Here is a 20,398-nt window from a genome sequence, read left to right as displayed (position 1 = left end):
CGGCCGCCACCGGCCGGTGCCGGCCGTACCTACCGGCACGGCACGTTGACGGGCCGGCCACCGTGGATGGCGGCCGGAGCTGTGACCTGGGTCGTTGTGGTGGGCGATACTGGGATTGAACCAGTGGCCTCTACCGTGTCAAGGTAGCGCTCTCCCACTGAGCTAATCGCCCTTGCGAGGTGGAGACGGGATTTGAACCCGTGTACACGGCTTTGCAGGCCGTTGCCTCGCCTCTCGGCCACTCCACCAGAAGGAGACCTTCTGGGTCATAGCCGGAAAGGCCCCTCAGAGCGGAAGACGGGATTTGAACCCGCGACCCTCACCTTGGCAAGGTGATGCTCTACCCCTGAGCCACTTCCGCTTGCGCCCTGCGGCGACGGGGAAAACCTTAGCGCGTCCGGGGCGGTTCCCCAAACCGGTTTCGGGGCGGTGCGCGTGCCGGGACGCTTCGGCGCAGGTCGAAGGGTGGGTCGCTTAGGGTCGATGGCATGGGCTCCGAACAGGTCGTGAGTGTGGACATCGCGCCGGTCGCGGCGCTGCTGGCCGACCGGGCGCGGGCCGCGATGCTGACGGCGCTGCTGGACGGTCGGCCGCTCGCGGCGGGGGAGCTGGCGCGGACGGCCGGCGTGAGCGCGCAGACGGCGAGCGCGCATCTGGCCCGGCTGCTGGACGGCGGTTTCGTCACCGTGATCAAGCAGGGCCGGCACCGGTACTACCGGCTGCGGGGGAGCGAGGTCGCGCAGGTGATCGAGGCGCTGTCGCGGATCAGCCCGCCGGTGGAGGTGCACAGCCTGCGGCAGTCGCGGGACGCGCGGCGGCTGCACGAGGCGCGGACGTGCTACGACCATCTGGCCGGCATCGCCGGCGTGACGTTGTTCGCGGCGCTGGTGGAAGGCGGGCTGATCGAGGCGACCGACGGTGACGCGTACGAGGTGACGGAGAAGGGCGAGGAGCGGCTGGGCGAGCTCGGCCTGGATCTGGCGGTGCTGCGGAAGACGCGGCGCAGGTTCGCCTGGCACTGCCTCGACTGGACGGAGCGGCGGCCGCATCTGAACGGGGCGCTGGGGGCGGCGCTGACGGACCGCATGATCGAGCTCGGCTGGTTCGAGCGGGGCAGGACGCGGCGCGCCCTGGCCGTGACCGACGCCGGGCTGAAGGGCCTCGCGGATTCGTTCGGGTGCGTGCTGGAGTGAACTTCGCCTACGCCGGGGGCATGCTGGCCACCGGTCTCGCCGATGTGACCACCGATCCGGCGGCGCTCGACTCCCGCGGCTGGTGGGCGGTCGTCGTGACCTACGAGCGCAAGGTCACGTGCGTCCGGTTCGAGACGGTACGGCCGGCACCGCATCCGGGGGGTGTGTGGGCCGGCCCAGGGGAGTGGACGAGTTCCCTGGACGAGGCCGCCTACATCGCAGGCGTCGAGCGCATCCGCGATGCCATCGCCGACGGGGTCGTCTACCAGGCGAACCTGTGCCGGGTGTTGTCGGCGGAGCTGCCCACCGGCGCTGAGATCGCCGGGCTGGGCGCGAAACTCGCGGCACGGCATCCGGCGCCCTACGCGATGACGATCAGGGCGCCGGGCCTGGAGGTCGCCTCCGCTTCGCCCGAGCTGTACCTGAGGCGGGACGGGGACGTGGTCGAGTCCCGTCCCATCAAGGGGACGGCACGGACGGCCGACGGTCTGCTCCCCAAGGACCGCGCCGAGAACGTGATGATCGTCGATCTGGTCCGCAACGACCTGGGACGGGTCGCGGAGGTCGGCTCGGTGAGCGTGCCGGAGTTGTGCGAGCTGGAGGAGCATCCCGGGCTCGTGCATCTGGTGTCGTCCGTCCGGGCGCGGCTCGCGGGCGGCGGCTGGCCGGAGCTGCTCGCCGCGACGTTTCCTCCCGGTTCGGTGACGGGCGCCCCGAAGTCGAGCGCGCTGACCCTGCTCGAAGAGCTCGAACCGGTCCCGCGGGGGCCGTACTGTGGGGCCATCGGCTGGGTGGACGCGGACTCCCGGCGCGGCGCCCTCGCGGTGGGCATCCGCAGTTTCTGGGCGGAGGACGGCCTGCTCCGGTTCGGCACCGGCGCGGGCATCACGTGGGGGTCCGATCCACGTCGCGAATGGCGCGAGACCGAGCTGAAGGCGGCTCGGCTATTGGAGGTGGCTTCCGGTGACGGCGCAGGCCAGGATCTGGCTGAACGGGCAGCTGGTCGACCCTGAAGAGGCGACGGTGTCGGTCTTCGACCACGGCATGCTCGTCGGGGACGGGATCTTCGAGACGGTGAAGGTGACGAACGGGGAGCCGTTCGCGCTGACCCGGCACCTGGCGCGGCTCGCCCGTTCGGCGGCCGGGCTCGGCCTGCCCGAGCCCGACCAGGACGCCCTCGCCCAGGGCACCCTCGAAGTGCTCGCCGCCGCGCCGAAGTGGCCGCTGGCCCGCATCCGCATCACCTACACGAGCGGCCCCGGCCCGCTCGGCTCGAACCGCGGCGACGAGGGGCCGACCGTCTCGATCATCGTCGCGCCCCAGGACCCGTTCCCGGCGGCGGCGGACGTGACGGTCGTGCCGTGGCCGCGCAACGAGCGCGGTGCCCTGTCCGGCCTCAAGACGACGTCCTACGCGGACAACGCCCTGGCCCTCGCCTACGCCAAGGAGCGCGGCGGCGGTGAGGCGATCTTCGGCAACACGGCCGGGAACCTGTGCGAGGGGACGGGCAGCAACATCTTCGTCGTCCTCGGCGGGCGGCTCGTCACGCCGCCGCTGTCGTCCGGCTGCCTGGCCGGGGTGACGCGCGCGCTGACACTGGAGTGGTGCGGCGGCGAGGAGGAGGACCTCGCGCTGGACGACCTGTACCGCGCCGACGAGGCGTTCCTGACGTCCACGACCCGCGACGTCCAGCCGATCCGCGCCGTGGACGGGACGGTCCTCCCGGCCGCCCCGGGCCCGATCACCGCGAAGGCCGTGGAGGCCTTCGCCACCCGCTCCGCCGAGTTGATGGATCCCTGACCGGAAGAAAACGATCTCCGGAGTCTTTACGTGATCGATTTTGTCGGTCACGTTATGTGGTGACGCTGTGTAGGAGGTCACCATGGTCTTCTCCGACAGGGACTTCTCCAGGAGGCGGATCGGCGCGGCGGCCGCGCTCGTCCTGGCGGGCGCGGTGCTCGCCGGGTGCGGCGGCGGCGGATCCTCGACGGATCCGGACCGGGGCAAGGACGCCAAGAGCTTCTCCCTGACGATCACCCGCAACGCCATCGAGGGCGGCAAGAACACCGAAGAGGCCGAGTGGATCACGAAGACGGTGATCCCGAAGTTCGTCGCGGCGCAGAAGGCCAAGGGCGTGACCGCGAAGGTGACCTTCCGCGGGCAGGGCGTTGACGACGAGGCGTACAAGACGAAGCTGGCCCTCGACCTGAAGTCCCGGTCGGGGGCCGACATCATGGACATCGACGGCATCTGGGTGGGGGAGTTCGCCCAGGCCGGCTACATCAGGCCGCTGCCCGAGGTCGTGGGCCCGCCGGCGGACGCGTGGGACGGCTGGACGAAGATCCCCGCCTCGGTGCAGCGCCTCGCGATGTTCGAGGGCAAGCGCTACGCCGTCCCGCCCGCGACCGACGGCCGCCTCATCTTCTTCAACAAGAAGCTGTTCGCGCAGGCCGGCCTTCCAGCGGACTGGCAGCCGAAGACCTGGCAGGACATCCTCACGGCCGGGCGCGCCCTGAAGAAGGTCCCCGGCGTGACCCCGATCCAGCTGAACGCGGGCACCGCGATGGGCGAGGCCACCAGCATGCAGGGGGCACTGCCCCTGCTGGCCGGCGCGGGCGCCGAGATCTACGCGGACGGCAAGTGGACCGGCGGCGGACAGGCCGTCAAGCAGGTCCTCGGCCTGTACGCGCAGATCTACGGCGGTGAGGGGCTCGGTGACCCGAAGCTCCAGCAGGAGGCCAAGGGGCGCGACAAGTCGTTCGAGGAGTTCGCCGCCGGCAAGATCGGAATCCTGTTCGAGGGCGACTACTTCTGGCGGGACGTCCTGAACCCCAAGACCGGGGTCGCGAAGATGAAGACCCGCGACCAGGACGTCGGCTACGCGCTGATCCCGGCGGTCTCCGCGGGCAAGGGCGTCCGCGGGCAGTCGTTCGTGAGCATGTCGGGCGGGTCGGTCACCGTCCTCAACCCGAACACCAAGTACCCGCAGCAGGCGTTCGAGCTGCTGGCCTTCATGAACTCGGCGGAGATGACCAAGGCGCGGACGGCCGGCACGCCCGAGATCACGTCCCGGACGGACGTCAACAAGGAGATCCTCGCGGGCGACCCGTTCCTGACGTTCGTGTCGGAGAAGGTGTTGCCCGTCACGTCCTACCGCCCGGGCCTCGCCGTGTATCCGCAGGTGTCCACGGCTCTCCAGGAGGCCACCGCCGCCGTGGTGTCGGGCAAGAGTCCCGACCAGGCCGCCGCCGAGTACGGCAAGAAGCTCGAAGGGGTCGTCGGTGGCGCCGCCCACGTCACCCCGCGCTGACGTCAGGCCCGCGGCCGCGCCGTCCACCGGGGACGACGCGGCCGGCCTGGGGCGGGGACGGGCCGCCGCGTTCGTCGCGCCCGCGCTGGTGCTCATCGCGGTGTTCCTCGTGTTCCCCGCGCTCTGGACGCTCTACCTCGGCGCGACCGACTACCGGCTCACGGGCATCGCGGCCAGCGAGCCGAAGGTCGTCGGCGCCGCCAACTACCGTGAGGTGCTCGGCGACGGCGACTTCCACAGGTCGCTCTGGCTGACTCTGCAGTTCGTCCTCGGATCGGCGGTGATCGGGCAGACCGTCCTCGGGTTCGCGATCGCATGGGTGATGCGGGACCGGACCGGCCTGGTCAGGCGGCTGGTCGAGGGGCTGGTCCTGCTCGCGTGGATCCTGCCGTCCTCGGTCATCGCGTTCCTGTGGATCGCGCTGCTGGACCGCGACGGCGGAACCCTGAACTCGCTGCTCGGCACGCCCGGGACGGCCTGGCTGCTCGACCATCCGATGGCGTGCATCATCGTGTTCAACGTCTGGCGCGGGACTGCGTTCTCGATGATGCTCTACGGCGCGGCGCTCGGGAACGTTCCACCGTCCCATCTGGAGACGGCCCGGCTCGCCGGCGCATCGACGTGGCAGACGCTCCGGGACGCGGTGTTCCCGCGCATCCGCGGCCATGTCCTGACGAGCCTGCTGCTGATCAGCCTGTGGACGTTCAACGACTTCACGCCCTTCCTGATCACCGCCGGCGGCCCGGACGGACGGTCGGAGATCATGTCGGTGTACGTGTACCGGACGGCGCTCGGCGACGGCCGGCTCGGCTTCGGCGCCGCCATCTCGCTGATCATGATCCTGATCAACCTGGTGATCGCCCTGGTCTACCTGCGCGCGCTCCGCGACCGCAAGGCGAAGGGGGTGGCCCGATGACCGCAGCGAAGCGAGGATCGTCGGGCCGCCGGGCCCGGGGGTCTGGGGGCCGCCCCCAGAAAGGTAGGGCCGCGTGAACGAGACCGTGCGCGGGGCACTCCGCCGGATCGGGCTGGCCACGTTCGTCTCGGCCGTCCTCGGGTTCTTCGCCCTGCCGCTGCTCTGGCTGGCGTTCGCGCCCTTCGACGCGAACCCGGGCATCTCGGCGTCGCTGCCCGAGTTCACCCTGCACAACTTCCAGGTCCTGATGGACAACCCGTATGCGCTCGCCTCGCTGCGCAACTCGTTGGTCCTCGCCGCCGGGACGGCCGCGCTCGTCGTCACGGCCGCGTCTCTGGCGGCGTACGCGCTGAGCCGGGTCCGGGTGCCCGGACGGGACGTTCTCCTCTACGTCCTGCTTCTGCTGTCGTCCATCGTCACCGGCACCGCGGCGATGGTCCCGGTCTTCCTGCTTGCCTTCAACCTGCACCTGATCGACTCGCGGCTCGGGGTGATCCTGGTGCTGACCGGCGGGCTGCTCCCGGCGGCGATCTTCCTGCTGAAGGACTTCACCGACGCCACGCCCACGTCCTACGAGGAGGCGGCGCGGGTGTTCGGGGCGTCGCCGCTGCAGATCCTCCGGCACGTCGTCGTCCCGGTCATCCGGCCGGGCCTCGCGACCGTGGCGGTGTGGACGGTCGCGCAGGTCTGGGGCGACTTCCTGATGCCGTTCCTGCTGCTTCGCAATCCGGACAAGGCCCCCGCCTCCGTGATCATGTACACGTTCTACACCGAGGGCGGCCAGCCGGACCTTGCCCTGATCTCCACGTTCTCGCTGCTGTACTCCCTTCCGGTCGTGCTCATGTACCTGTTCGTCAGCCGCCGGTACGGGTTCCGTTTCCACGGAGGGATCAAGCGCTGATGGCGGCCATCACCATTCGGGAGCTGACGAAGGTCTATCCGGGCGGCGTGCGGGCCCTGGACGCGCTCGACCTCGGCGTGGCGGACGGCGAGTTCTTCGCGCTGCTCGGCCCGTCCGGCTGCGGGAAGACGACGCTGCTGCGCACGCTCGCCGGCCTGGAGACGGCCACCGGCGGGACGATCGTGCTGGGCGACCGGGACGTGACGCGGCTCCAGCCAGGCCGGCGTGACGTCGGCATGGTGTTTCAGGACTACGCGCTGTTCCCGCACATGACCGTCCTGGACAACATCGCCTACCCGCTGCGCATCAAGAAGCAGAGCCGCGCCGTCCGGTACCGCCACGCCGCCGAGGCCATCAAGGAACTCGGTCTCCAGGGGATGGAGCGCCGGCGCCCCGGAGAGCTGTCGGGCGGGCAGCAGCAGCGGGTCGCGCTGGCCCGCGCCGTGGTGGCCAACCCGGGGATCTTCCTGCTGGACGAGCCGCTGTCCAACCTGGACGCCCGGCTCCGCCTGGAGGCCCGCACCTTCCTCAAGGAGTTCCAGCACCGGCTCGGCGTCACCACCGTGTTCGTCACGCACGATCAGGCGGAGGCGCTGGCCCTCGCCGACCGGATCGCGGTCATGGAGGCGGGACGTGTCCGGCAGATCGGGACGCCCGCGGAGGTGTTCCGGCGTCCGGCGAACCTGTTCGTCGCCTCGTTCATCGGGTCGACGCCCATGAACCTGCTGCCGGGGACCATCCAGGGCGGATCCGTCGTGGTCTGCGGGGTCGGGCTGCCCGTCCCGGACGAAGCGCGTGCACAGGTGCGCGACGGGCAGGAGGTCGTGTGCGGGGTACGTCCCGAGTACATGGAATTCAGCACCGAGCCGGTGGACGGTGCGATCGGCGGAAGGGTGTCCGTCGTGGAGAACCTCGGCGGCTCCTCCCTCGTGACCCTGGACGTGGACGGTGAACCGGTCCGGGTCGTCGTGGGGGAGGGCTTCGAGACTCAGTTCCACGCCGAGGGTTGGGCGTCGCCCCGTCCGGGCCGGGTGCTGCTCTACCACGACGGTGAACTGGTGACAGGCGGCGATGGAGCGGGCCGGCCGGCTTCTCTGGCCAAGGACGGGGGACGTGGATGACCGTGCACCGTGGACGCTGGAGCCTTGAAGACCGCCTCGAACAGGGCCTGCGCGAGCTCCCTTTTGAGGTGCCGCCAGGCACGGCGTCCATCACGGTCGAGCTCGCCTTTGACGACGGTGTCATCGATCTGGGCTGCCATGGACCGGACGGGTTCCGTGGTTGGTCCGGTGGAGCACGCCGCCGGTACACGATAGGCGCGGAGTGGGCGACCCCTGGCTACCTGCCAGGGGAACTGGAGCCGGGCACATGGCATGTCTGGCTCGGGCTACACCGGATACCGCCGGACGGTGTCCCCTATGAGGTCACCGTGACCACCTCGGGGTCCTCCCCAGAGCGGCCTAACGAGACACCGCCGCCACGACCGGACCGTCCGCCGCCCCGAGATCTGCCCGCACCGGATGGGATGCGGTGGCTTGCGGGCGACCTCCACTCCCACACCGTTCACAGCGACGGGACGCTCACCGTCCACGAACTGGCGTGCCTCGCCGCGTCGCGCGGGCTCGACTTCCTCGCGGTGACCGACCACAACACCGTCAGCCATCACCCGGAGCTGCCCGCGGCCGGCGCCCATGCCGGAGTCCTGCTGCTGCCCGGCCAGGAGGTCACCACCGACTTCGGGCACGCCAACGTGTTCGGCGACACCGGCTGGGTCGACTTCCGGCGGCCGAGCGCCGACTGGGCCGCGTTCGCGGACGCGCGCGGCGGGCTCATGTCGATCAACCATCCGCTGAGCGGCGACTGCGCCTGGCGCCGCCCGCTGCCCCCGGCCTCCCGGCCGCGGTACGCCGAGATCTGGCATTCGTCCTGGTGGGACCGGCGCTGGGGCGCCCCGCTGGCCTGGGCGGACGTGTGGCGGCCCGGCGGCGTCGTCCCGCTCGGCGGCAGCGACTTCCACGACCCGGCGCAGCACAAGACGCTCGGCGAGCCCGTCACCTGGGTCCTCGCCGAGGGCGAGGACGTGCTGGGCGGGCTCGCGGCCGGCCGGACGTCCGTCTCCGCCTCCCCGGACGCGCCCGTCCTGCTGCGAATCGACGACGAGATGATCGCGATCGGCGCGGACGGGACCGTGCTCGTCCGGCCGGACGGGCGGCGCGCCGCGATCAGGGGCGACCGCGTCGCGGCGCCGGCCGCAGGGCCGGGCATGCACCGCCTGGAGACCCACGAGAACGAGGTGATCGCACTGTGCGGGTAGAGGGTTCCGAGATCGTCGTCGTCCCCCACACCCACTGGGACCGCGAGTGGTACCTGCCGTTCCAGCGTTTCCGGCTCCGGCTCGTGTCGCTGCTCGACGGGGTCATCGCCGGGATGGAGGCCGACCCGCGCTGGCATTTCACCCTGGACGGGCAGATGGCGGCGGTCGACGACTACCTGGAGATCCGTCCCGAACGCCGGGAGCGGGTGGCCGCGCTCGTCCGGGAGGGCCGGCTCGCCGTCGGCCCCTGGCAGATCCTGCACGACGAGTTCCTGTGCTCGGGGGAGAACATCGTCCGGAACCTGGAGCTCGGCATGCGGCGCGCGGAGGAGCTGGGCGCCGCGATGATGGTCGGCTACCTGCCCGACCAGTTCGGGCACTGCGCGCAGATGCCGCAGATCCTCAGGCTGGCGGGGATCGAGCACGCGTGCGTGTGGCGCGGCGTCCCGGACCGGGTCCGGACCCGCGCGTTCGCCTGGGAGGCGCCGGACGGGACCGCGATCCGCACCCAGTACCTCCCGGAGGGCGGCTACGGAAACGCCGCGTCGATGTTCGAGGAGTTCGGGGACGGCGCGTCGCTGCTGCTCGGCCGCGTCGCCGGGTTCGCCGAGTCGATGGGCCGCTGGTATCCGGACGGCGGCCCCCTGCTGGCGATGTACGGCGCCGACCACACCGCCCCGGCCGCCGACCTCGCGGACCGGATCGCGTCCGCCGGGCTCGGGATGCGGCTGGACACCCTCGCCGGCTACTTCGCGGGCGAGGACCCGGCCGTGGACGGCCTGCCGCGCGTCCGCGGCGAGCTGCGGTCGCACGCGCGCGCCAACATCCTGCCCGGGGTGATCTCCGCCCGGATCCGGCTGAAGCAGCTGATGGGACGCGCCGAGCGGCTCGTGGAACGGTACGCCGAGCCGCTGACCGCGCTCTGGTACTCGGGGGACGCGGAGCGGTTCCTCGACCTGGCGTGGCGGCGTCTCATCGAGGTGAGCTGCCACGACTCGGTCACCGGCTGCGGCAGCGACGAGACGGCCGAACAGGTCGCGGCGCACATGGCCGAGGCCGAGCAGCTCGGCCGCGCCGTCTGCGACCTGGTCACCGCGGAACGCGCCGCCTCGGTGCCCCTCGGCTCCCACCTGGTCTTCAACCCGACCCCGGCTGCCCGCGCGGGCCTGGTCACTCTGGACATCCCGTGTGAAGGCGAACCCGGCCTGGTGACGGGTGACGGGCGGCCGGTCCCCGTCCAGACGCTGGAGATCGCGCCGACGGTGCTGGACGACGCCCTCCACCCGGCCTCCGAGCTGCCGATCCTGCTGGAGCGGGTGTACGGGCGAGTGCTGTTCGGGCAGGAGATCCGCGACTGGTCGGTGTCGCGGGAGGAGCGCACGCTCACCTTCCACGTCACGTCCCGCGCCGACGTCCCGTTCGACATCGGCGAGGTGCGGGAGGCCCTGCGGGACGCGGACGGGGACTGGCGCGTCCGTATCCTGGCCGACCCGCGCCGGAGCGTCGCCGCGCTGGTCGACGTCCCCGCTCTGGGGCTGACGACCGTCCGGCCCGTGCCTGCGTCCGGTCCCACGGAGACACGGGTGAGCGCCGAGGGGAACGTCCTCGACAACGGGCTGCTGCGCGCCGAGGTGCGCGACGACGGCACGCTCCGGCTGCGCACCCCGTCCGGCCATGTCGTCGAGGGCGTCGGGCGGATCATGGACGGCGGCGACCTCGGCGACTCCTACAACTACGCGCCGCCCGGCTCCGACCGCGTCATCGGCGACCCGCGGTCCATCGACGTGAAGCCGGTCTGGGACGGGCCGCTCGTCGCCGCGCTCGACATCGTCCGGATGTACCGGTGGCCGGCGGCCGGGGACATTCCGCGTGACGCCCGATCAGCGGCCGAGGAGGACGTCACGGTCACCACTCGCGCCGAGTTGCGCGCGGACGAGCCGTTCCTGCGGCTGCGCGTCACCTTCGACAACCGCTGCGACGACCACCGCGTCCGGCTGCACACGGTCCTGCCCCGGCAGGCCGGGACGTCCTTCGCCGAGGGCCAGTTCACGATCACCGAGCGCGGGCCGGCGGCCGAGGGCGGCTTCGGGGAACGTCCCGTGCCGACGTTCCCCGCGTCCGGGTTCGTCGCCGCGGGCGGCCTCGCCGTCCTGCTGGAGCACGTCACCGAGTACGAGGTCACCGGCGGCGGACGCGAGCTGGCGCTCACCCTGCTGCGCTCGATCGGCCATCTGTCCCGGGACCGCAACGCCTACCGCGACCAGCCGGCCGGGCCGCAGCTCCCGACGCCGCAGGCCCAGTGCCGGGGCGAGCGGACCGTCGGCATGGCGATCATGCCGTACGCCGGCGAGCGCCCCGGAACCGACGTCCTCCAGGCCGCCGAGGCATACCGGCACGACCTTCTCACCGCCCCCGGTTACGGGCACTCCACGGCGGCCGTGCCGGCCTCCCGGGCGGGCGTCGCGATCACGGGTGACGGCGTGGTCATGGCTTCGTTCCGGGCCCGCGACGGCTGGATCGAGACCCGGATGGTCGCCCAGTGCACCGAGCCCACCACGGCCGTCCTGCGCGGGGACTTCACCGAGGCGGCGCGCGTCGGCCTGCGCGGCCGTCCCGGCGCCCTGCTCGACGTGCACGACGGGACGGCCCTGCTCGCGCTGCGGCCCTGGGAGATCGCGACGGTACGGCTAAGGACGCCCTAGCGCGCCGCCTCGGCCGTCCCGTTCGCGCGCTGCCGCCCGCCCGCCCTGCCCGCGGCCCGGATCTGGGCGGGCTCGGCGGTCTCCACCGGATGCGCCGCGGCGGCCGCCATCGCCGCGCCCACGATGCCCGCGTTGTTGACCAGCCGGGCGGGGACGATCTCCGCCCGCACGCCCTCGATCAGCGGCAGGAAGTGCTCCGACTTCCGGCTCACCCCGCCGCCCACGATGATCAGCGAGGGGGAGATCAGCGCCTCCAGCTGGACCATGTACTCGCTGAGCCGCCTCGCCCACTTCTCCCAGCTCAGATCGTGCTCGTCGCGCGCCTTCGCCGACGCGCGGATCTCGGCGTCCCTGCCGTCGATCTGGATGTGCCCGAACTCGGTGTTCGGGACGAGGACCCCGTCGGTGAACAGCGCGCTGCCGATGCCCGTCCCCAGCGTGAGCAGGACGACGGTGCCGCGCCGGCCGCGCCCCGCGCCGAGCCGCATCTCCGCCACCCCGGCCGCGTCCGCGTCGTTGAGCAGCGTGATCTCCCGCCCGGTCGCGTCCGCGATCAGGGACGCCGCGTCCAGCCCGATCCACTGCTTGGACACGTTCGCCGCCGACAGCGCCACGCCGTCGATCACCACGCCGGGATAGGTCACGCCGACCGGGCCGTCCCATCCGAAATGGTCCACCACCTCGGCGAGGACCTTCGCGACCGCCTTCGGCTTGGACGGGTGCGGCGTGTCCACCCGGAACCGCTCCCGGGCGAGCGAGCCGTCCGACAGGTCGACCGGCGCGCCCTTGATCCCCGACCCGCCGATGTCGATCCCCAGCATCTCCCTTGCCATGCCTTCACTCTGCCCGATCTTCGGGCTCCTATGAGCTCTCCATCACCTGAAGGCCGGCCACGCCGACGACGATGAGGGCGAGGAATCCGAGCCGGGCCGGCGACGCGCTCTCGCCGAACGCGACCACGCCGACGAGCGCGACGCCGATCGCCCCCAGGCCGACGAAGACCGCGTAGGCGGTGCCGACCGGCAGGGACCGCAGCGACAGCGACAGCACGACGACGCTGAGCACCGCGACCGAGAGACCGATGGCGGTCGGCCAGAGCCTCGTCAGGCCGTCGGACTGCTTCAGCGCGGCCGCCCACACCAGCTCCATCAGCCCGGAGACCAGCAGAAAGATCCAGGCCATCCGGCCCACCTCCGATAACAGGAAAAGTTTCCGGTTAGCGAGATTAATCGGAGAGTTCTCCGGATACAACTCCGGCTACGCTGCCGTACTGTGCCGAGAGGGGACGCGATGAGGGAGCTGCCGGTCGTGGGCAGCCCGCCCGCCGAGCGCGCGGACGCGGCGCTCAACCGCCGCCGCATCCTCCGCGCCGCCGCCCGGCTGATCGCCGCCCGCGGCCCCGAGGCCGTCTCCATGGACGAGGTCGCCCGGGAGGCCGGCGTGGGCGTCGGCACCGTCTACCGCCGCTTCGGCGACCGCGCCCGCCTCGTCTTCGCCGTGATCGACGACCGCGAGCGCGACTTCCAGGCCGCGTTCCTGCACGGCCCGCCGCCGCTCGGCCCCGGCGCCACCCCGCCCGAACGCCTCCGCGCGTTCCTGCACGCGCTCGCCGACCGCACCGAAGCGCAGGCCGAACTGCTGCTCATGGCGGAGGCCGACCCGCCGGACGCCCGCTTCCGGGACGGCTCCTACGGCCTGTACCACATGCACCTGGCGATGCTCATCGGGCGGATCCGCCCCGGCGCCGACACCGACTACCTCGCCGACGCGCTCCTCGCCCCGCTGGCCGCGAACCTGTTCCTTCACCAGCGCCGCACCCGCGGCATGCCCCTCGACCGCGTCAAGGCGGGCCTCGACGCGCTCGCCGCGGGGATCGGCCGAACCGGGCCCGATCCGGATTGATCCTCCGAAAGCCCTTATCGGGAGGGCGGCGGGCCGTCAGACTGGGGGAGTGAACGACTTCGATCTTCTCGTGCTCGGATCGGGCCCCGGCGGGCAGCGCGCGGCGATCGCCGCGGCCAAGCTGGGCCGCAAGGTCGGCATCGTGGACCGCCGCGACATGATCGGCGGCGTCTGCATCAACACCGGGACGATCCCGTCCAAGACGATGCGCGAGGCCGTGCTGTACCTCACCGGCCTCAACCAGCGCGAACTCTACGGGCAGAGCTACCGGGTCAAGGACGAGATCACCGTCGCCGACCTCGGAATGCGGACCCAGCACGTCATCGGCCGGGAGACCGACGTCATCCGCAGCCAGCTCGCCCGCAACCACGTCACCGTGATGGCCGGCACCGGACGCTTCCTGGAGCCCAACACCATCGGCGTCTCCGGGGCCGGCGACCGCGAGCTGAAGGTCACCGCCGACCGCATCGTGATCGCCACCGGCACCCGCCCGGCGCGTCCCGGCACGGTCGAGTTCGACGACCGGACGATCATCGACTCCGACGGCATCATCCACATGGACCGCATCCCGGAGACCATGGTCGTCGTCGGCGCCGGGGTGATCGGCATCGAGTACGCCTCGATGTTCGCCGCGCTCGGCACCAAGGTCACCGTGGTCGAGCGGCGCGAGCGGATGCTGGACTTCTGCGACCTGGAGATCGTCGAGGCGCTCAAGTACCACCTGCGCGACCTGGCCGTCACGTTCCGGTTCCGGGAGAGCGTCGCGTCCGTCGAGCGGATGGAGCACGGCACGATCACCGTCCTGGAGAGCGGCAAGCGCATCCCCGCCGACACCGTCATGTACTCGGCGGGGCGGCACGGCATGACCGGCGACCTCGGCCTGGAGGCCGCGGGCCTCACCGCCGACCACCGCGGCCGCATCAAGGTCGACGACGACTACCGCACCGAGGTCCCGCACATCTACGCGGTCGGCGACGTGATCGGTTTCCCGTCCCTCGCGGCCACCTCGATGGAGCAGGGACGCCTCGCCGCCCACCACGCCTGCGGGGAGCCGGTCTCGGAGATCCACGAGACCCAGCCCATCGGGATCTACACCATCCCCGAGATCAGCTTCGTCGGCCGCACCGAGGACGAGCTGACCGAGGCCAAGGTGCCCTTCGAAGTGGGAGTGTCACGCTACCGGGAACTGGCCCGCGGCCAGATCATCGGGGATTCCTACGGGATGCTGAAGCTCCTCGTCTCACCGGAGGACCGGCGGCTCCTCGGCGTCCACGTGTTCGGCACCGGGGCCACCGAGCTCGTCCACATCGGCCAGACGGTCATGGGATGCGGGGGCACCGTCGACTACCTGGTCAATGCCGTCTTCAACTACCCCACCCTCGCCGAGTCCTACAAGGTCGCCGCCCTGGACGCGATGAACAAGATGCGCCACATCGCCCGCCTGTCGGGCTAGGACGGCCAGAGCAGGTTCTCCAGCTCGGCGTCGATGTCGATGAACTCGGTCTCCTCCCCGGCGGGCACCGCCTGGTAGGTGCGGTGGAGGAAGTCGGCCAGCGGCGAGAGCGGCACCTCGAACAACGCGTCCCCGAACGGGGAGGACAGAGCGATGTTGAGCGAGCCGTCGTCCGCGGCCGGCCAGACCTCGACGTCCCCGTCCCCGACCTTGCGCACGATGCCGACCGTGAGGAGCTCCCTGGCGAAGATCCACTCCACCGGCTCGTCGTCGCCCACGTAGAAGGCCATCCGGATCGCGTACGGATCGTCGGCCGCGTACTCCAGCCCCGCGAGCAGGGGAACGGTCGTGCGGTCGGGGACGACGAGACGAAGGCCCAGCTCTGCTGAGACGGTGGTACTGCTGTTCATGGCCATTCCCTCTTACGTCGGTCCCGCTGACTCGCGGGTGCGCCGGTGCGTGGTTCTCCCTCACACGGACATCCCCGCGATCTATGACGGCTAACTGCCTGAACTCGGCCGAACATTCCGGCGTCCCCGGCGTTTGTGATCCATCTCACCGTAGCAAAACCTGCGTCTGACCTGGGCAAAAGCGGATCTTTCGCAAGTATCCTTCGGCCGCCGTCGCCTGCCCCGCAGGCCGATCCGAGCGCTCTCCCGCGTCCTCGGCGGCCCATCTGCTGGCTTAAGGTAAATCTGTGGCAATAAATCATGAAAAGGAGGCCCCGCCGGAGGAGCCGGGCCTGTTCCAGCGCTTCCGCGCCCGCGTCCGGGGCAACCCCCTCCTCAACACCGCCTGGCGCGCCGGCGTCTTCGCGGTCGGCGCGGCCGTCCTCGTGGGCGGCCTCGTCATGATGGTGACCCCCGGCCCCGGCTTCCTCGGCATCGTCATCGGCCTGGCCATCCTCGCCACCGAGTTCGCGTGGGCCAAGCGCGCCCTCCACCGCGCCAAGACCGCCGCGGACCGGGCCAAGGAGAAGGCCCTCGACCCCCGCAAACGCCGCCGCAACACCATCCTCGGCACCGTGACCGCCGTCCTGGTCGCCGCGGTCGTGGCCGCCTACCTGGTCATCTACGGCGTGACGCTCCCCTGGGAGATCGAAGACCCCACCTTCTGGACGTGACCCCGCCCCTTATCGATGCGCGTCCAACCCCCAACATGCGCTAGAGTTTCCGACGTCGGCCCGCCCCACCACGGCGGCCACCGGGGCGATTAGCTCAGTGGGAGAGCGCTTCGTTCACACCGAAGAGGCCACTGGTTCGAACCCAGTATCGCCCACCCTTCCCCAGTTCAGAGGCCTGCTCTCAACGAGACCAGGCCTCTAGTGCATGTTGGCCACTCGAAGAGGCCACTACTTCAGCTTTGCAGGGAACCTGGCACGGCCCTCGCGGGTCCTTGGTTGCCTGTGAGTGAGGCCCCAAGTGATCCAGTGGGAGGAATTTGGGAGATCGCCCTACTCCCACCCCAAAGGAGGCCACAGGTTTCCTGGGAGGTGTCAGTTACTGTCCGTGGTCATGCACGCAGCGTGGCGGAGATCATTAATGCTGCCTTCAGCGCGGTGTCCGCGACACTCGGATGGGATTCGAGTGGCTGCGAGGTGTCTGGACGTGGGTGGTGCATGGTTGTCGAAGCGTTGGGGCGCATAAACCCTTGCCGTCCGCGCGGCGGATCGAACGGGCGTCGAAGTTGGCGATGAAGAGCCCATCGCTGGTGAGCCATGACGCGATGCGGCTCAGGACGCCGAGTTTGTCGCCCACGTAGTGCAGCCCATGGACGCAAGTGATCAGGTCGAAGCGGCCGTCAGGGGCCCACTCGGTCACCGAGCCGCTGGTCAGGCGGAGAAACGGGGGAAGGTGGCCTGAGACGAAGTGGTCCTCCAGCCCGGTGATCTCGGCCTGTGCGGTCGCGCCGCGATCGGCCAGGAGTCTGGCCGCCTCGGCCGGTGCCCGTCCGCTCCCGCAGCACACGTCCAGCCATCGGACAGGCGTTGATGCCCTGGCGCGGGCGCTCATCTCGGCCATGACGTCAATGCCGATTTGGATGCAAGCGGCCGCATCAGCCCCGAGATGTGGATCGAGTCGCCGCAGTCGGGCCCTCGCCCGATTCTCGCGCGCGACCCGACGACCGTGATCACCGCCGCCTACGACCAGAGAGTGCGTGCCAGCGTGTACCAGACAAACGTGATCAGCGGATCGCGCGGTCGGCTTGCTCTTCTCCAGGTCAATAGGTCTGTGCAAGGCCTCACGGCGCTCGTGAACGGCAATGCCTATCTACTCGCGGATGTCCGAGGCAACGACATCGAGCGACCACGACCGATCCTGATGCACCTGTCTGGCCTCGGCTCGTTCGTGGCACCAGCTGCCAGGGGTGTCGGGGGAGCTAGGTTGCGGCCTGTTCGTCTGCTTGTGCGCTGACCGAGCACGTTCACCGTCATGACCGCACCTGGCCAGGTGCGGCTCTGGACACTGGGCCCGGCAGGAACCCGCTACCGATTGGCCTTCGCGACCGCCTTCATCTCCTGCTTGAAGCCTCGAACCTCGCCCAGGGACTCCTCGTCTAGGACGTCAGCGACCGACCGGAACGAGTCTTCCTCACCGTAAGGACCGGCAGCCTCTCGCCATCCTTCGAGTCGCACGTCAGGTCCCTTGCCGAGCAACGCCACAAAGATCTTCGCTTTCTGGTCGCCGAACCCTGGAAGCGCCGCGATCCGCTTGCGGAGTTCAACCCCCGTCTTCAGGCCGTCCCAGACGCGCCCCGCCTCACCGTCGTACTGGTCAACGAGAGCCCGACACAAGTCCTGTACGCGCTTCGCCATGGCCTTCGGGAACCGATGAAGTGCCGGCCGCAAGTGCCGGGTCGATCAAGCTCGGCAACGCCTCAGGGCAGATCGGCCGGCCACTCACCCAGTGCCAAGGAGCTGCTCGCGCGAGCGGGGAACGGCCAGTGAGCAACGAGCGCCAAGAGCGCAGGGAAGCCCGTTGGCGCGCCTCGCACAGGCGGGCGGTCCCGGACGCCAGGAGCACGTTGCCGAAAGACGCGGCCCCTGAGGCACCGGCGGGAAAGGGCGAGCCTCCGAAGGACTCCCCTGGCGGGGACTTCAAGCCTGGGCGGCATCGGCACTCCCCGCTACGCGCCCGGACGCCCCGGACGGTCCCGCATCCGTGAACACCTGGCATCCGGTGACGGGAGGGGTCGGTTGGGCGCCGTTGGTTCGGGGGCTCCGCCACCCCCGAACCCCCCACGTGGAACACCCGACCCTCAACGGACCGACCGCGCGGCGTGCGCGCGCGGGATCAGACGAGAAGAAGCCGTCCTGCACCAGGGGTGCAGGACGGCCTGTTAGAACCAAATCAGAACCAAAAGTGGCCTGTTGTCAGGCTGCCTCGACGATCTGGGCTACTTCGCCCCAGTGTCCAGGTCGCACTTCGAGCACTTGTAATAGGTGACCCCGCCCCGCGTGTAGGGCTGGAGGTTGTGCCGCCCCCCACCCGGGCATTCGGCGGCCATGGTGGCGGGAACCTGCAGGGGCTCCGTCTCCAGGGCACTCACGAGGGCGTCGAATTCATCGATCGGGGGAGTAGCCGCCGCGACGGACTCCTCCTCCAACAAAATAAAAGACATCACATCTCCTGGTTTGTCAACAAAATGCGACGGACTGTCCGCCAGCAACCTTGACTGTCCCCACTCACCGGCTTCCGGCAACCCCCGGGTCCGGCGCTTTGTCTTAAGTAGCCGACTCTTCGGCATCGAGATCATTGCCGAGTCGCAGCGCACGCTCGTACGGCGCGGCGAACGCGCGTTCGAGAGGTATCTGTTGATCGCAGCAGACACCGATGGAGTCAGGCAAGATCGCGCCATTCGCCGCTGACACACCGGGCGATGAGACGGCCCTACATCCGCTCATCGGCTACTTGTTTCATTGCCTCAGGACCGGTGCCCGGCCAGGCTCGGTCCAGGTGCCCGGGCCGTCGCTCTCACATCGGCTGCCCACGCTGGTCGTGTGGCTCTCTCATGGCCTGCGCGGTCTGGGCGTCGCCCCGGGGCGGGGAGAGGCTCAAGAGGGGTTTGCTCGGCTCGAAGTAGCGGTGCCCTCCCGGCTCGACAACCCAGTGATGGATCGAGGATCGGAGGACGCGTATGGACCGAGTGGTCCTTGGCATGGACCCGCACAAACGCTCCGCGACGATCGAGGTGATGGCCGCCGACGAGACCATCCTGGGCGGCGGACGCTACGGCACCGACCGCGACGGCTACGCCGCGATGCTGGGCTATGCCCGGCAGTGGCCGAACCGGGTGTGGGCCATCGAAGGCTGCAACGGGATCGGCCGGCACATCGCCAATCGGCTCCTAGCCGATGGTGAACAGGTCCTGGACGTCCCGGCGAAGCTGTCGGCGCGGGCGCGTGTGTTCGCCACCGGGCAGCGGGCGTGCGGTCAAAGAGTGATCTCGGCCTTGAGCTGCAGGTACTCGCCGTACTGTCTGGCGGCCTGGTCGAGGGCTTCGATCTGTGGAGGCGTCAGGGCCCGGTAAGGTCGCAGGTCGAACCGGACATGGTCGCGGCCGATGGTGCGCCGCATGGAGGCAAGGAGTTGTGCGTCGACCAGGGCCATCCCGGTTGCGGACTCCCGAGTGCGCGGCACGTCACCGGCGGCGTCCAGCACCCAGCGGGAGTCCTGGTAGCCGCGGTACGTCTCGTCGAGGATCTGCAGGAGGTGGCCCGCGGGATCCTGCGGTTGGCCGGGGGCTTCTCCGGGGGCGTGCCAGAAGATGCGCCCGTCGTGCTCGAACGAGTCAAGCCGATCACGCACCTGTCGCAGGCCGGCGCGCACGTCGGTGAGGGTGAGCGTCGCCCAGTAGGCGAGGTCGCGTTCCGTGGCCGGGCCATGCCCGGTGAAGTAGCGCAACGCGAGTTGGGCCAGGGCCTCGTCCCGGCCGAGCCGCCGTGGTGCCGGCACGCGCTCGGCCATCAGCGCGTAGGTGTGCTCGCCGTCGAAGACTCGCCCGCTGCAGATCAGCCCGTTCAACTCGGCGTGGGCCAGCAGGATCACCAGCATCTGCTTGCCGCCCGGGACACCGCGCTCGCGCAGTTCCTCGGCCAGTTGCGTGCGGGTGAGGTGTCCCCGGCTCGCCAGTGCATCCGTGACGGCGGCGACCGCCCGGTCGATAGAGGGTTCGTCGAGGCCGTGCGTATTGCGTAGCTGCTGGCCGGTGACCCGCCGTACACGGGGGCCGGTGAGGTCGAGCAGCCAGCCGACGTCCTCGGCCCGCACGAAGTGCCACGTGGGGCGCAGCACATGCGTCCGCAGGATGGCGCCGTCGTCGAGGAGGGCCGCCAGATCGGTCCGGTCGGGTTTCTGTGTGCGCGAGGCTACCGCCCAAGCCGCCTGACTCGGGTTTTCTGCCTGAACGGCCAGCAGTGAGCCCACCGCCGCACCCGCCGACCCGGCGTAGGGCCAAACCAGATGCTGACTGCGCAACCGCCAGCGAGCAACATCGACGTCCCGCACCACTCCACCACCTCCGACCCGAACCGGGAACAGCCTAACCAAGCACGCTGACATCTACTCCGACCAGCAGCATTCGCGAAATTCCAGGTGCTCGCGGCAAAGCCATCTCGTGTGCTGTCGGTGCGGACGACCCAGCGCGCCCACACTCTGCGCCACGTCTCCGAACCTCCACGAGCGCACGCTCATGCCGCAGATCGGTT

At 70.4% G+C, this 20,398-nt stretch carries 19 protein-coding genes and 4 tRNA genes; 13 read left to right on the top strand and 10 right to left on the bottom strand.

All coding sequences use genetic code 11. The annotated features are described in order from the left end of the window. Positions 1-97: 97 nt before the first annotated feature. From ACQPZP_RS25605 to ACQPZP_RS25595, 3 genes are all read right to left on the bottom strand, one after another. Positions 98-172: transfer RNA gene (locus ACQPZP_RS25605), tRNA-Val, on the bottom strand. 5 nt (positions 173-177) lie between these two features. Further along, positions 178-248 (bottom strand) — tRNA-Cys (locus ACQPZP_RS25600). A gap of 41 nt (positions 249-289) precedes the next feature. Beyond that, positions 290-361: transfer RNA gene (locus tag ACQPZP_RS25595), tRNA-Gly, on the bottom strand. Positions 362-488: 127 nt separating this feature from the next. On the opposite strand from ACQPZP_RS25595, the gene ACQPZP_RS25590 reads away from it, so the two are divergent. The 9 genes from ACQPZP_RS25590 (at position 489) to ACQPZP_RS25550 (ending at position 11,336) form a co-directional block, all read left to right on the top strand. Then, positions 489-1,193 carry an ArsR/SmtB family transcription factor gene (locus ACQPZP_RS25590; protein WP_433472253.1) on the top strand — a complete coding sequence of 235 codons (705 nt, stop codon included), beginning with the start codon at positions 489-491 and terminating at the stop codon, positions 1,191-1,193. A 20-nt stretch (positions 1,194-1,213) separates the two neighbouring features. Then, positions 1,214-2,206, top strand: coding sequence for a chorismate-binding protein (locus ACQPZP_RS25585; RefSeq protein ID WP_433479676.1), 993 nt, complete (start codon positions 1,214-1,216; stop codon positions 2,204-2,206). Continuing rightward, complete coding sequence (locus ACQPZP_RS25580) at positions 2,157-2,993, top strand: aminotransferase class IV (protein WP_433472252.1); 837 nt, start codon at positions 2,157-2,159, stop codon at positions 2,991-2,993. The genes ACQPZP_RS25585 and ACQPZP_RS25580 overlap by 50 nt, the downstream gene beginning before the upstream one ends. Before the next feature lie 82 nt (positions 2,994-3,075). Then, on the top strand, positions 3,076-4,503 hold the full coding sequence (locus ACQPZP_RS25575) for an extracellular solute-binding protein (RefSeq protein WP_433472251.1): 1,428 nt from the start codon (positions 3,076-3,078) through the stop codon (positions 4,501-4,503). After that, positions 4,475-5,419 carry a carbohydrate ABC transporter permease gene (locus tag ACQPZP_RS25570; RefSeq protein ID WP_433472250.1) on the top strand — a complete coding sequence of 315 codons (945 nt, stop codon included), beginning with the start codon at positions 4,475-4,477 and terminating at the stop codon, positions 5,417-5,419. The genes ACQPZP_RS25575 and ACQPZP_RS25570 overlap by 29 nt, the downstream gene beginning before the upstream one ends. 73 nt (positions 5,420-5,492) lie before the next feature. Then, entirely contained in the window at positions 5,493-6,320 is an 828-nt protein-coding gene (locus ACQPZP_RS25565; protein WP_433472249.1) for a carbohydrate ABC transporter permease, read from the top strand. Next, a complete protein-coding gene (locus tag ACQPZP_RS25560; RefSeq protein WP_433472248.1) occupies positions 6,320-7,441 on the top strand; it encodes an ABC transporter ATP-binding protein in 1,122 nt (373 codons plus the stop codon). The genes ACQPZP_RS25565 and ACQPZP_RS25560 overlap by 1 nt, the downstream gene beginning before the upstream one ends. Before the next feature lie 404 nt (positions 7,442-7,845). Next, entirely contained in the window at positions 7,846-8,634 is a 789-nt protein-coding gene (locus tag ACQPZP_RS25555) for a CehA/McbA family metallohydrolase (protein WP_433472247.1), read from the top strand. Beyond that, positions 8,625-11,336, top strand: coding sequence for an alpha-mannosidase (locus tag ACQPZP_RS25550; RefSeq protein ID WP_433472246.1), 2,712 nt, complete (start codon positions 8,625-8,627; stop codon positions 11,334-11,336). The genes ACQPZP_RS25555 and ACQPZP_RS25550 overlap by 10 nt, the downstream gene beginning before the upstream one ends. On the opposite strand, the gene ppgK is transcribed toward ACQPZP_RS25550, so the two are convergent. Beyond that, positions 11,333-12,169, bottom strand: coding sequence for a polyphosphate--glucose phosphotransferase (gene ppgK / locus ACQPZP_RS25545; RefSeq protein ID WP_433472245.1), 837 nt, complete (start codon positions 12,167-12,169; stop codon positions 11,333-11,335). The genes ACQPZP_RS25550 and ppgK overlap by 4 nt on opposite strands. A 28-nt stretch (positions 12,170-12,197) precedes the next feature. After that, on the bottom strand, positions 12,198-12,518 hold the full coding sequence (locus ACQPZP_RS25540) for a DMT family transporter (protein WP_433472244.1): 321 nt from the start codon (positions 12,516-12,518) through the stop codon (positions 12,198-12,200). Between the two features lie 108 nt (positions 12,519-12,626). Here ACQPZP_RS25540 and ACQPZP_RS25535 point away from each other — a divergent pair, with 108 nt between their 5' ends. Further along, positions 12,627-13,238, top strand: coding sequence for a TetR/AcrR family transcriptional regulator (locus tag ACQPZP_RS25535; RefSeq protein WP_433472243.1), 612 nt, complete (start codon positions 12,627-12,629; stop codon positions 13,236-13,238). Between the two features lie 49 nt (positions 13,239-13,287). After that, positions 13,288-14,691, top strand: coding sequence for a Si-specific NAD(P)(+) transhydrogenase (gene sthA, locus ACQPZP_RS25530; protein ID WP_433472242.1), 1,404 nt, complete (start codon positions 13,288-13,290; stop codon positions 14,689-14,691). Here sthA and ACQPZP_RS25525 read toward each other — a convergent pair. After that, on the bottom strand, positions 14,688-15,101 hold the full coding sequence (locus tag ACQPZP_RS25525; RefSeq protein ID WP_433472241.1) for an SsgA family sporulation/cell division regulator: 414 nt from the start codon (positions 15,099-15,101) through the stop codon (positions 14,688-14,690). The two genes, sthA and ACQPZP_RS25525, sit on opposite strands and share 4 nt — an antisense overlap. 287 nt (positions 15,102-15,388) lie before the next feature. On the opposite strand from ACQPZP_RS25525, the gene ACQPZP_RS25520 reads away from it, so the two are divergent. Continuing rightward, positions 15,389-15,814: a TIGR02611 family protein gene (locus tag ACQPZP_RS25520; protein WP_433472240.1), complete on the top strand. Its 426-nt coding sequence runs from the start codon at positions 15,389-15,391 to the stop codon at positions 15,812-15,814. Positions 15,815-15,897: 83 nt separating this feature from the next. Further along, positions 15,898-15,969 (top strand) — tRNA-Val (locus ACQPZP_RS25515). Between the two features lie 272 nt (positions 15,970-16,241). Here ACQPZP_RS25515 and ACQPZP_RS25510 read toward each other — a convergent pair. The 4 genes from ACQPZP_RS25510 to ACQPZP_RS25495 form a co-directional block, all read right to left on the bottom strand. After that, the gene (locus ACQPZP_RS25510) at positions 16,242-16,712 is read right to left on the bottom strand and encodes a class I SAM-dependent methyltransferase (protein ID WP_433472239.1); all 471 of its coding nucleotides are present in this window, start codon (positions 16,710-16,712) and stop codon (positions 16,242-16,244) included. 464 nt (positions 16,713-17,176) lie between these two features. Continuing rightward, on the bottom strand, positions 17,177-17,539 hold the full coding sequence (locus ACQPZP_RS25505) for an HhH-GPD-type base excision DNA repair protein (protein WP_433472238.1): 363 nt from the start codon (positions 17,537-17,539) through the stop codon (positions 17,177-17,179). Between the two features lie 548 nt (positions 17,540-18,087). After that, positions 18,088-18,312, bottom strand: a complete 225-nt coding sequence (locus ACQPZP_RS25500) for a hypothetical protein (RefSeq protein WP_433472237.1) — start codon at positions 18,310-18,312, stop codon at positions 18,088-18,090. Positions 18,313-19,124: 812 nt separating this feature from the next. Continuing rightward, positions 19,125-20,201, bottom strand: coding sequence for a winged helix DNA-binding domain-containing protein (locus ACQPZP_RS25495; RefSeq protein ID WP_433472236.1), 1,077 nt, complete (start codon positions 20,199-20,201; stop codon positions 19,125-19,127). Between the last annotated feature and the right edge of the window lie 197 nt (positions 20,202-20,398).

Origin of the sequence: Spirillospora sp. CA-142024, assembly GCF_050942325.1 — a bacterium.
Taxonomy (GTDB): Bacteria; Actinomycetota; Actinomycetes; order Streptosporangiales; family Streptosporangiaceae; genus Spirillospora.
This window is presented reverse-complemented; position numbering and strand designations above follow the sequence as displayed.

Coding starts and splice junctions, on each gene's coding strand:
- ACQPZP_RS25590 (WP_433472253.1), top strand. CDS start 489: ATGGGCTCCGAACAGGTCGTGAGTGTGGACATCGCGCCGGTCGCGGCG.
- ACQPZP_RS25585 (WP_433479676.1), top strand. CDS start 1,214: ATGCTGGCCACCGGTCTCGCCGATGTGACCACCGATCCGGCGGCGCTC.
- ACQPZP_RS25575 (WP_433472251.1), top strand. CDS start 3,076: ATGGTCTTCTCCGACAGGGACTTCTCCAGGAGGCGGATCGGCGCGGCG.
- ACQPZP_RS25560 (WP_433472248.1), top strand. CDS start 6,320: ATGGCGGCCATCACCATTCGGGAGCTGACGAAGGTCTATCCGGGCGGC.
- ACQPZP_RS25555 (WP_433472247.1), top strand. CDS start 7,846: ATGCGGTGGCTTGCGGGCGACCTCCACTCCCACACCGTTCACAGCGAC.
- ppgK (WP_433472245.1), bottom strand. CDS start 12,169: ATGGCAAGGGAGATGCTGGGGATCGACATCGGCGGGTCGGGGATCAAG.
- ACQPZP_RS25540 (WP_433472244.1), bottom strand. CDS start 12,518: ATGGCCTGGATCTTTCTGCTGGTCTCCGGGCTGATGGAGCTGGTGTGG.
- ACQPZP_RS25535 (WP_433472243.1), top strand. CDS start 12,627: ATGAGGGAGCTGCCGGTCGTGGGCAGCCCGCCCGCCGAGCGCGCGGAC.
- ACQPZP_RS25525 (WP_433472241.1), bottom strand. CDS start 15,101: ATGAACAGCAGTACCACCGTCTCAGCAGAGCTGGGCCTTCGTCTCGTC.
- ACQPZP_RS25510 (WP_433472239.1), bottom strand. CDS start 16,712: ATGGCCGAGATGAGCGCCCGCGCCAGGGCATCAACGCCTGTCCGATGG.
- ACQPZP_RS25500 (WP_433472237.1), bottom strand. CDS start 18,312: ATGTCTTTTATTTTGTTGGAGGAGGAGTCCGTCGCGGCGGCTACTCCC.